13 protein-coding genes and 1 pseudogene are annotated in these 14,723 nt (G+C 40.1%); 11 read left to right on the top strand and 3 right to left on the bottom strand.

Going from position 1 to position 14,723, the window contains the following annotated elements; translation table 11 throughout:
* Positions 1 to 39 precede the first annotated feature (39 nt).
* Entirely contained in the window at positions 40 to 2,361 is a 2,322-nt protein-coding gene (locus tag F948_RS12630) for a hypothetical protein (RefSeq protein ID WP_004964405.1), read from the top strand.
* Between the two features lie 48 nt (positions 2,362 to 2,409).
* Here F948_RS12630 and aroE read toward each other — a convergent pair whose 3' ends face one another.
* On the bottom strand, positions 2,410 to 3,198 hold the full coding sequence (gene aroE / locus F948_RS12625; RefSeq protein WP_004964402.1) for a shikimate dehydrogenase: 789 nt from the start codon (positions 3,196 to 3,198) through the stop codon (positions 2,410 to 2,412).
* 217 nt (positions 3,199 to 3,415) lie between these two features.
* Between aroE and F948_RS16740 the strand changes: the two are divergent.
* Positions 3,416 to 3,556 (top strand): annotated as a pseudogene (locus F948_RS16740) (histidine phosphatase family protein); the annotation flags it as partial.
* Between the two features lie 58 nt (positions 3,557 to 3,614).
* Here F948_RS16740 and hemF read toward each other — a convergent pair.
* Together hemF and ribA are read right to left on the bottom strand one after the other, a co-directional pair.
* On the bottom strand, positions 3,615 to 4,556 hold the full coding sequence (gene hemF, locus F948_RS12620; RefSeq protein ID WP_004951723.1) for an oxygen-dependent coproporphyrinogen oxidase: 942 nt from the start codon (positions 4,554 to 4,556) through the stop codon (positions 3,615 to 3,617).
* 131 nt (positions 4,557 to 4,687) lie between these two features.
* A complete protein-coding gene (ribA, locus tag F948_RS12615) occupies positions 4,688 to 5,290 on the bottom strand; it encodes a GTP cyclohydrolase II (protein WP_026057390.1) in 603 nt (200 codons plus the stop codon).
* A 306-nt stretch (positions 5,291 to 5,596) separates the two neighbouring features.
* Here ribA and dxs point away from each other — a divergent pair, with 306 nt between their 5' ends.
* The 9 genes from dxs to F948_RS16175 form a co-directional block, all read left to right on the top strand.
* On the top strand, positions 5,597 to 7,492 hold the full coding sequence (dxs, locus tag F948_RS12610; RefSeq protein WP_004964394.1) for a 1-deoxy-D-xylulose-5-phosphate synthase: 1,896 nt from the start codon (positions 5,597 to 5,599) through the stop codon (positions 7,490 to 7,492).
* 122 nt (positions 7,493 to 7,614) lie between these two features.
* The gene (locus F948_RS12605) at positions 7,615 to 8,445 is read left to right on the top strand and encodes an inositol monophosphatase family protein (RefSeq protein ID WP_004951734.1); all 831 of its coding nucleotides are present in this window, start codon (positions 7,615 to 7,617) and stop codon (positions 8,443 to 8,445) included.
* 449 nt (positions 8,446 to 8,894) lie between these two features.
* Positions 8,895 to 10,823: a DEAD/DEAH box helicase gene (locus tag F948_RS12600; RefSeq protein WP_004964392.1), complete on the top strand. Its 1,929-nt coding sequence runs from the start codon at positions 8,895 to 8,897 to the stop codon at positions 10,821 to 10,823.
* A 422-nt stretch (positions 10,824 to 11,245) separates the two neighbouring features.
* Positions 11,246 to 12,064 (top strand): ABC transporter ATP-binding protein, encoded by an 819-nt coding sequence (locus tag F948_RS12595; RefSeq protein ID WP_004909426.1) that lies wholly within the window; start codon positions 11,246 to 11,248, stop codon positions 12,062 to 12,064.
* On the top strand, positions 12,061 to 12,837 hold the full coding sequence (gene mlaE / locus F948_RS12590) for a lipid asymmetry maintenance ABC transporter permease subunit MlaE (RefSeq protein ID WP_004909424.1): 777 nt from the start codon (positions 12,061 to 12,063) through the stop codon (positions 12,835 to 12,837). Before F948_RS12595 ends, mlaE begins: the two co-directional genes overlap by 4 nt.
* Entirely contained in the window at positions 12,837 to 13,511 is a 675-nt protein-coding gene (gene mlaD, locus F948_RS12585; protein WP_004909422.1) for an outer membrane lipid asymmetry maintenance protein MlaD, read from the top strand. The genes mlaE and mlaD overlap by 1 nt, the downstream gene beginning before the upstream one ends.
* Positions 13,512 to 13,530: 19 nt before the next feature.
* A complete protein-coding gene (locus F948_RS12580; RefSeq protein ID WP_004909421.1) occupies positions 13,531 to 14,163 on the top strand; it encodes an MlaC/ttg2D family ABC transporter substrate-binding protein in 633 nt (210 codons plus the stop codon).
* A gap of 11 nt (positions 14,164 to 14,174) precedes the next feature.
* Entirely contained in the window at positions 14,175 to 14,462 is a 288-nt protein-coding gene (locus F948_RS12575) for an STAS domain-containing protein (RefSeq protein WP_004964385.1), read from the top strand.
* A 135-nt stretch (positions 14,463 to 14,597) separates the two neighbouring features.
* On the top strand, positions 14,598 to 14,723 hold a 126-nt coding region (locus F948_RS16175), incomplete at its 3' end, for a DUF4372 domain-containing protein (protein WP_004908418.1).

Raw genomic sequence — 14,723 nt, 5'->3', positions numbered from 1 at the left:
AATTGAAAATATAACGATATAAAGGTGTTTGATAAAGCTATGCGTTTAAAATATTTAACATTATGTTTGTTTGGTCTTAGTATTTCAGGTTGTTCTCAGCATGTCATTAAAACCAATTCAAGCTCTTCTAGTTTAGAGCAAAAAGCAATAAATAGCATCAATGCGATGTACGAATATCCGAGCTACGACTATCGGGGGAAATTTAATATTCATGTTGACCTTGATCAGCATAAAGCTGAAGCAGATCAACAGAAAGATGTTTTAGATGCTGCTTTGAAACAAAAGGTTGATCAATATCTGCGCGAGCAAAAAGTCAATTTGGATGCAAAACAAAAACAAGCACTATATAAAGCTTTGGCAGAGCAACCGAAAGGTTTGGGCAATAGCAAGTTTGATAAATTTGCTCGAGTAATGGCTAATATCTTAAATGATATGCAATTTGAGTATGATGGATCTGTGCATTATCGCCAAAAGATAGGCTCGTTTAACCTCACTGCTCGTTATGAAAAGCCAACCTTATTGGTTCAAGCAAAAGTTCCGATGGTTTTGGATTTAAATAACTACAAGTTCTACATCAATTATTTTGCATTGATGCCATACTTGGTGAATAAAGAAAATCAGAACAATTTAGCGTATTTAGATTTTTCAAAATACCAAGGCTTGTTTAAACAAGTCGATTACAAGAAATTTGCAGAATACATCAAAGCATCGAGTGCTATTTACTATCGTTTAGCTGATCCAAACAGTATTCAAGCTTTGTCGGTGAGTTCTGCTGATCAAGCTGCGGGTGTGGTAGAGAAAATTCGTTTAAAAACCACAATTGAAGAGCTGGTTCTGCAAGCGAATCTATATAGCAAAGTGAATGAAAAATACTTAATGCAAAGTATTTTGAAATTTGATGAGCAAAATCTTGAAAAATTGATTTCAGAACAAGACAAAACAGACACTGCTTCAAAGGCTAAACAAAGTGGCACTTTATTAAATTCAAAGACAGCAGCTGATGATGCGAGTGTGGTGAGCCAAGAGTTGTATCGTTTAGTGAATCAACACTTTGGAGTACAAGAGCCAGAGGATGAATATACTGAAGAGGCAGATGCAACCAAAGTCGCAGCAGAGGATGTGGCTCAAGAAGCTGAAGATATTTCAGAAGAGGCTGATGCCGTTGCAGAGTCTGCCACCGCGACAGAACATGTGCTAACAGGCGAGCAATGTACAGCATTACAAAATGCTGCCAAAACAAATTTTGGTGATATTCAGTATTGTCAAACCATGTACGATGTCGATGTTTTGGGTGAGCAGAAAACGCCATCGGGTTTCTTGTCTTATATTGAAAAATTGGTCGCAGTTGAAAAAGAGTTTGTTCAATACGATCAAAATCAATTTATTGATGATCAGGGCTTTAAAGCACTTTGGCTGAAGCATCAAGCAGACATTCAAAAAGCATTACCACCCGTTGAAAAGCGTAATCCTTTCGTGATGGATGTTGGCTTGGATGCACAAGGACGTGCAGTCAAACTTGATTATGACTTGAATTATGCACTGCCTGAGCTGAAGTCGAGTTTTAATATCAAAGCAGATATGCTGGTGACAAATTACGGTAAAGCAACCCCGATTGATCAAGCTCAGTTAAAGCAAGCTAAAACATGGGCGGAAGCGAGTAAGGGTTCTATCCTTGAACAAGCGATCGGCAGTTTCTCTGAAAAATTAGGTCAAACAGGCATTCAAGAGCGCTCAGCACAGCCTTATACATTATCTTTGGATGATCAGCTCAAAGTAATTGCTGAGCAGCGTTACGATGCTACACAGTCATATGAACAAACCTACAAAGCGGTGTTCATTGCTAAATTGGTTGAGAGTAATCCAAGTCTTGCGAAACGTTACACTTCTCAAGAGCTACAAGAAGTCGCAAGTGTCTATGCTTATTGGTTCTCAGATGAAGAGGTATATAGTCCTGAAGGTAAGGCTCTGAAACAGATCGAAAGCTTACAGAAAAAACACCATTTGGAGCAAGAAGATCAGTTTGATGATAAGTTGGGTCAAGCCGTAAATCGTTTAGTGACGGATGCAATGCGTGGTGACCAAGATCGTCAGCAATGGAAAAAGCTAAAAGCTCAATATAAGCAACCACAGCAATTGTTTGCGAAACAATATCAAATCCAGTTTGAACAAACCAATGGTATTTCGAGCGAAGAAAAGAGCTTGTTGGAGCAAACAGCGAATGTGCTGGGGCAAGTATATATAGATGCACGTAAAAATCAGCTTTCTGATAAATCATTGAAGGCATTGAAAATTGAACATAATGAATTTATTGATTATGAAATCTTCAAAGATGTTTATCAGAAAATGATAAGCACAAAATAATTCAGTTAAAAAGAACCTGCATCATGCAGGTTCTTTTTATGGTTTGATTTATAAGAAATCTTTTAATTCAGGTTTCACGCCATTCCAAATAGAGAAAGCTTCAATGGCTTGACCCACTAGCATGCCGAATCCATCTTTAGAAGGCACTTGTCTCATAAGGGCTTGATCAAGGAAACTTGATGGTTTTCCGTATGCCATTTCGTAGGCGTGATGAAAAATAAGTGTTTGGGGTAATTGCAAAGCTTCACCCGTTAAACTTGCCGAAGTCGCATTAATGACGAGGTCAAACTCACCTGTCAGTTGATCTAGGCTGATTGCATGTAGCTCAGTATCGGGCACAGCCGTTTTTAAATCTTCAACTAATTGTTCTGCACGGGCTAATGTACGGTTGGCAATCATAATTTGTTTTGCACCAGCTTGAACCAGAGGATAAATCACACCGCGTGTTGCGCCACCCGCACCCAAAATCAAAATACGGCTATTTGCTAAGTTCCAATTCAAAGCTTGTATCGCCGCAACTAAACCTTGCCCATCGGTATTATCACCATATAGTTGACCGTCTTGCATCCATAAAGTATTGACTGCTTTGGCAATCTTGGCACGTTCAGTGAGTTGGTCACATAACGCAAAAGCCTGCTCTTTAAATGGAACAGTGACATTCATGCCAACACCGTTTTGATCGAAGAACGCTTTAACTGCGGACTCGAAACCATCTAGCGGAGCAAGAATTTTTTTATAATTTAAATCAACGCCTGTTTTTGCTGCAAAAGCATGATGCAATTCTGGTGAGCGGGATTGTTCAATTGGATTTCCAATAACAGCAAATTGTTTCGTCATGAGTCATCAGCTTGATTGCGGTGGTCAAAGTTTATTAAAGATACATGGTGTGCCGCAATATTGATTTACATCTCGCACCATATGACAGGCTGATTTAATTTTCAGAACATGTTCAGATAAGACTGAATTTTGCTGAGATTTATACAAATTATGTTATGAGTATCTTTCTTATTAGACATGCCGAAAGCATTGCAAATATTAATCATCGTAGTGATTGTCACACGGACAGTTTTTACAGTTATTGATTACTTTGATCAAACAGCCTCAAAGTTTGAGTAAGTCTTTAATGCAAAATTTTAGATCAGATTTAATTCATAACCCTATCAAGAACACTGAGATCTTTATATTTAGAACTTAAATGAATGTACAAATAAAATACATCCCTGATTTATAAAAACAGGGATGTAAAGTAGGGATTATTTTGTTAAACCTAACCAATCTCTTGGTTTTAAATAATAATCTGTAAGTCGTTTCTCTGACGAGTCAGCGTCCCATTCTGGACGATACGACCAACCTGCTAGATTCGGTAAACTCACTAGAATTGACTCAATACGCCCACCTGTTTGTAAGCCGAACAAAGTGCCACGGTCATAAACCAAATTATATTCTACATAACGCCCACGACGATAAAGTTGGAACTCACGTTGCGCTTCTGTATAGGGTTGCTCACGATGCTTTTCAAAAATAGGTAAGATCGCCTCTAAGTACCCATTTCCAACGGCTTGCATATATTTAAAACAAGTTTCGAAATCCCACTGATTGAGATCATCAAAGAACAGCCCACCTACGCCACGTTGTTCGTCTCGATGCTTTAAATAAAAATAATCATCACACCATTGTTTATGTTCTGCATAAACATTTTCACCAAAAGGCTTGCATAAGTCATAAGCGGTTTGATGCCAATTTTGAATATCTTGATCATCTGGGTAAAAAGGTGTCAGATCGAAGCCACCACCAAACCACCAAACAGGATCTTGACCTTCAGGTTCGGCTACAAATAAACGAACATTGGCATGTGAGGTTGGAATATTAGGATTTTTAGGATGAATGACTAATGAAACGCCCAAGGCTTGTGCTTTTGCACCAGCAATCTGTGGATGGCGTTCTGTCGCTGAAGCAGGTAGTTTGCTGATGTTAATGTGGGAAAACATCACCCCACCTTTTTCGATTACTTCACCATTTTGTAGAACTCGAGAGCGACCACCACCGCCTTCGGTTCTCTCCCAATCATCAATGATAAACTCAGCGGTTCCACCGCCTGCACGTTCCTGTTGTTCTAAACCTGCGCAAATTCGTGCTTGTAGATCAAGTAAAAATTCACGAACACGTTGAATATCAGCTGAAGTTGGATGCTGCATGATGATCCTCTTGAGGTGATCTATATATTAGTAACATCAAAACATAAAACCATAAAAAAAATAAGGGATTTTTAATCATTCTGATTAAAAATCCCTTGATTGCTTTATTTTTAAACGTTTAAGAACGTGAATCAGAAGTCATCATTTTGATAGAGATGATCCATACGCTCACGTTTGGTCTTTAAATATTGCTCATTGAACGGATTTTTTCCAACAGTAAGTGGTACACGTTCAACAACATTAATACCAAGATCGGTGAGTGCTTTAAGTTTTAGAGGATTGTTAGTAATCAACTTAACCTCTTTGACTTGGAGATGATCGAGCATAATACTGCACATATCATAACGACGTGCATCAGCAGGAAGATTCAACAGAAGATTAGCATCAACAGTATCATGCCCTTGATCTTGAAGTGCATAAGCTCGGATTTTATTGGTCAATCCAATGCCACGACCTTCTTGACGTAAATAAAGGATGACACCTTGACCTGCTTCATTGATCAAATGTTGGGTTGCTTGCAGTTGAGGACCACAGTCACATTTCAGTGAGGCAAAAGCGTCGCCCGTAAGACACTCTGAGTGAATACGAACTAAAACAGGAGTATTTGGTGGAGTTTCTAAACCTTTAGAAAGCGCCACATGTTCTTCACCCGTCTTTGGGTCTTGAAACACGGAAATATTGAAGTCACCGAAAGCAGTTGGTAGCTTTGATGTTGCAATAAATTCAATCGGCACAGATTTATTCACCATTATCAGAAAAACTGTCAAAGTATAGCCTAATGTGTGAAGATTGCGTGAATTAGAATGTCTGATTTTTCACACAAGTTTTTCTTTTTCATACAAAGCACATAATAATAGTTGATAAACAGTGACATAATTCAGGATAATCTGATGGCTATACTGTAAATGTATGCAAGAGAATGTTCAGCACTACATCATTCGCACATGTGGCTGATTGAAGGTGCATCATGTTTAATTGTATGATCACCCCCATTTAACCCAGCTTCGGATTTGCCAGGCTTAAAAAGGCTTTGCCACATTATGTTGTATACCGAAATTCCAACTCAACGCCCTGTTACGCCATTGTTGGATGAAATCGATCATCCTGAGCAATTACGTCAGCTCGAGCAAAGCCAACTCCCTCAAGTGGCAGATGAGTTGCGTCAATATATTTTGTATGCAGCAGGACAAAGTGGTGGTCACTTTGGCGCAAATTTAGGTGTGATTGAACTGACAGTTGCTTTGCACTACTGTTTCAATACACCAGATGATCGTTTAGTTTGGGATGTAGGGCATCAAGCATATCCACACAAAGTCCTGACTGGGCGTCGAGAACGTATTACCACAATTCGTAGTAAAGGTGGTTTAGCTGCATTTCCAGCACGTGATGAATCTAATTTTGATACTTTCGGTGTAGGACATTCTTCAACAGCAATTTCTGCTGGATTAGGGATGGCACTCGCTCGCCGTTATCAGCAAAAGCCTTGCGAAGTTGTTGCGATTATCGGTGATGGTGCAATGACAGCAGGGATGGCTTTTGAAGCCATGAATGATGCTGTTGCACATAATGCTGATCTAATCGTGGTATTGAACGATAATGATATGTCGATCTCATGCAGCACGGGTGGTTTTGCAAAACATCTCGCTGCGATCTGGGAAACTGGTCAATTGGTCAATGTAAATGAACAGGGCGAAGCTTATGTTCAGCCACATCCAAAATGGACATACAATTCGCGTTTGCATCAATCTGCAACAGATGCAGCTGATAACTTATTTAAAGCGATTGGTTTTGACTATTTCGGACCTTTTGATGGGCACAATGTTGAACAACTTGCTCAAGTCTTCCACGCATTAAAAAAACGCAAAGGTCCGCGATTAGTTCACGTTTACACTAAAAAAGGTAAAGGTTTCGCTCCAGCAGAAGCAGATCCGATTACCTATCATGCCATTACTAAGATTACACCTACTGCTTCGGCACCAGTTAAAAAATCACCACCTAAATATTCAGATGTATTTGGACAGTGGTTATGTGACGAAGCTGCACAAGATGCACGTTTATTAGCGATCACACCTGCAATGTGTGAAGGTTCTGGCATGGTGAAGTTTGCACAGCAATACCCTGAACGCTTTTTTGATGTTGCGATTGCTGAACAGCATGCAGTCACTTTAGCAGCGGGTATGGCGTGTGAAGGTTTAAAGCCTGTTGTCGCGATTTATTCAACCTTCTTGCAACGTGGCTACGATCAGTTGATTCATGATGTGGCATTGCAAAATTTAGATGTCACCTTTGGTATTGATCGTGCTGGTTTGGTTGGCGAAGATGGTCCAACGCATGCAGGTGCATACGATTATGCCTATATGCGTACTGTACCTAATATGGTGATTATGGCGCCAAAAGACGAAAATGAATGTCGTCAAATGCTACACACTGCATATCATTATAAAGGTCCAACAGCAGTTCGTTACCCACGTGGTGCTGGAACAGGTGTAGAAATTCAACAACAAATGGCTGCTTTAGAAATTGGTAAAGCTGAAATCGTTGCAGAATTTAATTTGGATGCAGATCAGCAGATCAGTATTTTGGCTTTCGGGAGTCGAGTGGCAGCTTCAGTCGAAGCAGCGCAACAATTTGCGAATAAGCATGCAATAGGTGTGCGTGTGGTAAATATGCGTTTTGTGAAGCCATTGGATGAACAAATGATACGAACACTTGCTGAACGAACTCAGCTTTTCGTAACTGTTGAAGAACATGCCGTGATGGCAGGTGCGGGAAGTGCAGTAAATGAATTCCTCGCACAAGCAAAAATTGTAAAGCCAATCCTGAATTTGGGTTTGCCAGATGAGTTTTTACATCAAGCTACACATCAACAAATGCTCGCCGATTGTGGTTTGGATGCGCATGGGATTTTAGCTTCAATTGAACGTGCTTGGTTTTAGATAAAAAACGGAAATAATTTTTCGTAAACATTTTTCCCCTAAAAGCCCTTATATTTGATAGAATGTAAGGGCTTTTATGCATTATTCTTTGTCAAAATCTTCAAATTTGTAGTGGGTGTTCAATGGAACCTATGGTGGTTATGGCTGCGCGTGCGGCTCAAACAGTTGGTCAAGAGCTTTTAAAGGCACATCAAAATCGTCATAAACTCGATTTACAAGTTGAAGAAAAAGGCATTGATGGTCCAGTAACACGTGTTGATCGTTATTTGGAACAACTTACAATAGATACACTTCGCAAAAGCTATAAAAATCATAGTTTCCTAGGTGAAGAGTTTGGTATGCAAGAAGGTAAAGGTCACGACGCTGATTGGTGTTGGGTGATTGATCCTTTAGATGGTACTCAAAACTTTATCAATGGTTTCCCTCACTTTTGTATTTCTATCGCTGTACAACACAAAGGCGTGACACAACACGGTGTGATCTATGATCCAGTACGTGATGAGTTATTTTCAGCTAGTCGTGGTCGTGGCGCAGTGATGAATCAACGTCGTATTCGTGCGAATGTCAAAGATACTTTAGATAAAACATTCCTAGCAGTCGGTCATCCTTATCGCGCGAAGCGTAATGGTGAAATTGTTTCTTATGCAGAGCAACACTTTGCTTCGTTATTGGCAGTCACAAAATCTGGCGCTCAAATTCGTCGTGCAGGTTCAGCAGCTTTAGATTTGGCATATGTTGCTGCGGGTCGTTTTGATGGTTTCTTTGAATTAGGTTTAAAACCATGGGATATCGCTGCAGGCGAATTAATTGTTAAAGAAGCGGGCGGTGTGGTTGTGGATGCTCGTGGTGGTAATGATTCAATGGAAAATGGTCAAGTCATTGCTTGCTCAATGAAAATGTTAAAACCACTAATGCAAGCAGTAGTTCCAGCATGGAGCGAAGCTGCAAAATAAATTTTAGATTAAAAAACCCTCAATAATTTGAGGGTTTTTTATTATGATCTGATAATAATGAAGGAGTTATTTTTATAATTTCATCTTCTTTAATCGGTCAGATACAAATAATAAAGGTGATCCAGTAGAAAAACCTATTAAAAAGGGTGACTTTTAAAATTATTCTGCTATAATCCGCCCACGCACTTAAATTCCAGTTCATTACCTGAACATTCAGTTCTATTCATATTATGCGCACGCTGTCCATAGAGAGGACCACATCTTGCGCCCAAATCGCTTAGCGATTCTTCAGGTTGAGGCAGTAATCAAGCGTGCGTTAGTCCACATCGTCGTTATTCGGATTGCCGCTGAATTTCATATATTTTCAGCTTGAGTCGCTTTGCCGCTTTTTGCCGATGTCTATTTTTTGTATTTATTAAAATGGAGCACCCATTAGGGTGAAACTCTCTATGAGCAAAACTTTTGCCGAATTTTCTTTGCACGAAACCTTACAACAAGCCCTAGAAGGTTTAGGTTTTACTAGTCCAACTCCTGTGCAAGAACAAGCGATTCCAGCTGCGTTAGAAGGAAAAGATCTATTAGTTTCTAGCCAGACTGGTTCTGGTAAGACAGCAGCATTTTTACTCCCAACATTAAACGCTTTAACTGGTCAAGAAACTTTCGTGCCATTTAAAGAGCGCATGAAAGCGATTACCCAACCAAGTATTTTAGTTTTATGCCCAACGCGTGAATTGGCTCAACAAGTAAGCCAAGATGCGATTGCATTTGTACGTCATATGAAAGGTGTTCGTATTGCTGCAATTATGGGTGGTATGCCTTTTGGTAAGCAAATTCAACAGCTTAAAGGCGCGCAAGTTATTGTTGCTACTCCAGGTCGTTTACTTGACTTGGTTAATCGTCGTCAATTGAAACTTGATAAAGTTGAATCTTTAATCGTCGATGAAGCTGACCGTATGCTTGATCTAGGTTTCTCTGAAGATCTAGAAGCAATTGGTGAGTTAGCTGCAAACCGTAATCAAACATTAATGTTCTCTGCTACTTTTGCTGATCGTATTATTCGTCTTGCTGAACGTATGATGAATGATCCACAACGTATCGCAATCGAAACAGGCCACAGTACTAATACTGATGTAACTCAAACATTACATTGGACTGATGGCTTTGAGCATAAGAAAAAATTACTTACACACTGGTTATCTGACGAGTCAGTAGATCAAGCTGTTGTATTTGCAAGCACGCAAGAAGATACAGACATGCTTGCTGAAGAATTGGCTGAAGCAGGCCACTCAGTTGTTGCATTGCATGGTGCTATGCCACAAACAGTTCGTAACCGTCGTTTACGTAGTATTCGTGAAGGTCGTGCAAAAATCTTAGTTGCAACTGATGTTGCAGCACGTGGTTTAGACGTACCAACCATTTCTCACGTAATTAACTTCGGTTTACCGATGAAAAATGAAGACTATGTACACCGTATTGGTCGTACAGGTCGTGCGGGTCGTACAGGTCAAGCGATTACACTTGCGACTTATCGTGAGCGTGGCAAAATCCGTGCTTTAGAAGATTATTTAGATGCACGTTTAAATGTGTCTGAAATTGAAGGTTTAGAGCCATCTCCACCTCCTGCACGTTCAGGTCGTGATGGCGGCGGTCGTGGTCGCGGTGGTCGTGATGGCGGCGGTCGTGGTCGTGGTGGTTTTGGTGGCGGTCGTCGTTTTGAAGGCGAAAGCAATTTCAAACGTCGTGAAGGTGGTGATGATCGTCCACGTCGTAGCTTCGATGATAAACCACGTGGTGAACGTCCATCATTTGGTGGTGAAGATCGTCCACGTCGCGAATTCAATTCTGATCGTCCACGTCGTGAAGGTGGTTTTGAAGACCGTCCACGTCGTAACTTTGATGATAAACCACGTGGTGAACGTCCATCGTTTGGTGGTGAAGATCGTCCACGTCGCGAATTCAATTCTGATCGTCCACGCCGCGAAGGTGGTTTTGATGATCGTCCAAAGCGTACATTTGGTGGTGAAGATCGCCCACGTCGTGAATTCAATTCTGATCGTCCACGTCGTGAAGGTGGCTACAACGATAAACCACGTTTTGACTCGAATGATGACAACCGTGGTAATCGTGTAGATTATAAACCACGTCGTGAAGGTAGCTTCGGTGATCGTCCAAAACGTGATTTTGGTGATCGTCCAGCACCTCAACGTGAAGGTGGCTTCGGTGACCGTCCAAAGCGTAGCTTTGGTGGTGAAGATCGTCCAAAACGTACATTCGGTGGTGAAGACCGTCCTAAGCGTAAATTTGGTGAAGATCGTCCAGTACGCGGTACACGTGAAGAAACTTTCGGTGGCGACCGTCGTCGTAAAAACGACTTCTAATCGTTAAAAAACGATAAAATGAAGAAGCCAGTTGAAAAACTGGCTTTTTTATTACTTGATATTCATGTAGAATCGGTAAAAATGTGTTCTAGTTCAAATTTTATATAAAAAATGAATAATATTAAGCAAAATAACAGTTTTGTTGCTCAAGCATGGTCTTTCGTTTGCAATGAAGGGCTACCGTGTCTATTTGTCATTCTCATGTTATGTAATGGATTATTCTTTGCATATGCATTGTTTGATGAAAACAATTCTGACAGTTTTAATGCCAATAATACGATGCATGTTGCGAGTGAATCCGCGTCTAAGAATAACTACATAAATTAAATAATCTTGATACATCCCTTATCAAAATAAAAACAAGTGCTTAATCTTTCAGTGTATAGTATGCGTGCATAAAAAGTGCAGGAATGAATGCCCTTATGAATAATAAAACTCCTCGCGATACTGAAGCCTTAATTGAAGTTAAACACTTGAGCTTTAATCGAGGGGAACGTGTCATTTATGATGATGTTTGTCTCAAAATTCGACGTGGTCAGATTACTGCAATCATGGGGCCGTCAGGTACAGGTAAGACAACATTATTAAGACTCATTGGTGGACAATTAACTCCTGATCGGGGTGAGGTTTTAATCGATGGTAAAAATATAGCAGCAATGTCTCGTCCTGAGCTATTTACAGCTCGTGCGCGTATGGGAATGTTATTTCAAAGTGGTGCGCTGTTTACTGATATGTCGGTATATGAAAATGTTGCATTTCCGATACGAGCTCATACGAAGTTACCTGAACATATCATTGCAGAGCTTGTTGCCTTAAAGCTTGAATCTGTTGGTTTACGCGGTGCAGAACAATTAATGCCATCAGAACTTTCTGGAGGTATGAATCGTCGTGTTGCTTTAGCACGTGCGATTGCACTTGATCCAGAATTGATTATGTATGATGAACCTTTTGCTGGGCAAGACCCGATTGTGAAAGGTGTTTTAACTCGATTAATTCGTTCTTTACGTGAAGCATTAGATTTAACAACGATTATCGTATCGCACGATGTGGCAGAGACCTTATCGATTGCTGATTATATTTATGTTGTTGCTGAAGGTAAAATTCAGGGTGAAGGTACACCTGAACAATTAGAAAATCATGCTTCACCATTTGTGCGCCAATTTTTAACAGGATCAGCTGAAGGACCTGTCGAATATCAATTTACTCATCAAGCTTATTTAGATAACGAGGTTCGTCCATGAATACGATTGCCTGGTTAGGTAGACTCGTTATTGAGCGGGTGAAAGGCATTGGTGCAGCGTCACTAATGTTGATTCAGATTTTATTTTCAATGCCATCCAAAGGCGGATTTCAGCGTTTTATCTACCAAATGTACCGTGTCGGAGTGATGTCATTATTGATTATCTCTGTCTCAGGTTTATTCATTGGTTTGGTACTGGGTTTACAAGGTTATTCGATCTTGGTGAATGTCGGTAGTGAAGCAATGTTAGGGACGATGGTGTCTTTGACATTACTTCGTGAGCTTGCACCTGTAGTCGCTGCATTATTATTTGCAGGACGTGCTGGTTCGGCGCTTACTGCTGAAATCGGTTCGATGAAACAGAGCGAACAGCTTGCCAGTATGGAAATGATTGGTGTTGATCCGTTAAAGCAAATCGTTTCACCACGTTTATGGGCAGGTATTGTAAGTTTACCGATGCTGACTGTCATTTTTGCTGCAATTGGTATTGTCGGTGGAAAATTAGTTGGTGTTGATTTCCTCGGAGTGGACGAAGGTTCATTTTGGGGTGGAATGCAAAGTAGTGTGCAATTTGGACATGATGTTGTTAATGGCATTATCAAAAGCGTAGTGTTCGCATTGATTTGTACATGGGTAGCGGTATATCAAGGTTATGCCTGCGATCCAACTCCAGAAGGTATTGCGACGTCGATGACGAGAACGGTCGTGTATTCTTCACTTTGTGTATTAGGTTTTGATTTCGTGTTGACTGCGGTCATGTTCGGAGGGATTTAATGAAATCACGTACTAGTGAGCTGGCCGTAGGTATTTTTGTCATTATCTTCGGTATCGCTCTATTTTTTCTTGCAATGAAAGTCAGTGGTTTAGTTGGCACAAATTTACGTGATAGCTACAGCATGACAGCGCAGTTTGACAATGTGAATGGTTTAAAACCACGTGCAAAAGTTACGATGAGTGGTGTAACGATTGGTCGTGTTGAATCTATTACATTAGATCCAATCACACGTTTAGCGACTGTGAAATTCGAATTAGATGGTAAGTTAACGAGCTTTAATGCTGAGCAGTTAAAAGAAGTTCAGAAGAATGCACTTGAGGAATTACGCTATAGCTCTGATTATCAACAAGCTGATGCTGCGAAACAAAAAGAAATGGAACAGCAACTGATCGGTAACATGACCTCCATCACGAGTCTGGACGAAGATGCTTATATAATGGTAGCAACCAATGGCTTATTGGGTGAAAAATATTTGAAAGTCGTACCAGGTGGTGGTGTCAACTACTTGAAACGTGGTGACGTCGTTTCAAACACTCAAGGCACAATGGATTTAGAAGATTTAATCAGTAAATTTATTACTGGTGGTGCGGGTAAATCCACATCAAGCTCATCAACAGAAAGTTCAGCTTCTCAACCTGCTACGGATGATGCAGAACCTTCGTTTGTTGAGTAATTCAGGTTAGGAGATTGAAGTGAATACATTATTGAAACAGACACTGACAGCAAGCGTATTATCGACAATGCTTGCGAGTGCCGCTTTTGCAGCGCCAAAAGAGACCCCACCTGATTTCGTAAAACGTGTTGCAGATGGTTTAATTACTCGTTTGAAAGCTGATAAACCGAAGTTGCAAAACAATCCAGCTTTGGTCAGAACGATTATCCGTCAAAATCTTGATCCATATGTAGATTCGCAAGCATTTACTCGTATCGTATTGGGTACTTATGCAAATAACCAATACACGAATGCTGCACAACGTGCTCAATTTGAGAAAAACTTCCGTGAAGTGATTATCGAAAACTATGGTGGTGCTTTCGCGAAATATACTAATGAAAGTTATACAATGCGTCCGTTTAAGTCGACTAACAGCAAAAATCCTGTGGTGACTTTAGACTTTATGCATAATGGTGAGAAGATCCCTGTGTCATTCCAATTAACGGACAAAGGAGATCAATGGAAAGTGCGTAATATCAATGTTTCTGGTATTGATCTAGGCTTACAATTCCGTAACCAGTTTGCTGCTACAGTTCAGCGCAATGGTGGAAATATTGATAAAGCGATTGCGACCTTTAAACCAGATGCTGATGCAGCTGTAAATAAAAAATAAGTAGGTGACGGGTGATTCAATATATCGACCAACAACTCGTCGTTCCTAAGACGATTGATTTTGAAAATGCAGAGCAAGTTTATCAATCAGGTTTAGCATATATTCAGCAACATCAAAGTTTTCCTTTAGTTGTTGACCTTGCTCAGCTTGAAAATGGTAATACTTTATCTTTGGCTGTTTTGGTGCAATGGTTACGTCAAACTCCAGAGAGTAAAGGATTACATTTTAAAAATGTTTCTGAAAAGATGTTAAAGATCATCCAAGCTTGCCATCTACAAGATGACTTGAAGTTAATTTAATTGGTTTTGTAGATTACAAAAAGAGAGCTATTTAAGCCACTACTGTCCCATAGTTTGCTTTAAATAAAAAAACCTGAGTCTAAATAGTTAAAATATGAGTGCAAACAAACACTTTAACTATAAAGGACTCAGGTTTTGTCACATCAGAATACCGTATTTCATCAATTACTCAAACCCATTCTAAGACAAGATTTTGAACGTCTGGCTAAACTGCACCACTCTGGGCAAAAATTAAGATCAGCCACCCGCTGGGATCAGTTT

This window comes from Acinetobacter junii CIP 64.5 (assembly GCF_000368765.1).
GTDB classification, from domain to species: Bacteria; Pseudomonadota; Gammaproteobacteria; order Pseudomonadales; family Moraxellaceae; genus Acinetobacter; species Acinetobacter junii.
Note: the sequence above shows the minus strand (reverse complement) of the source record. Positions and strands in the feature narration are given on the sequence as shown.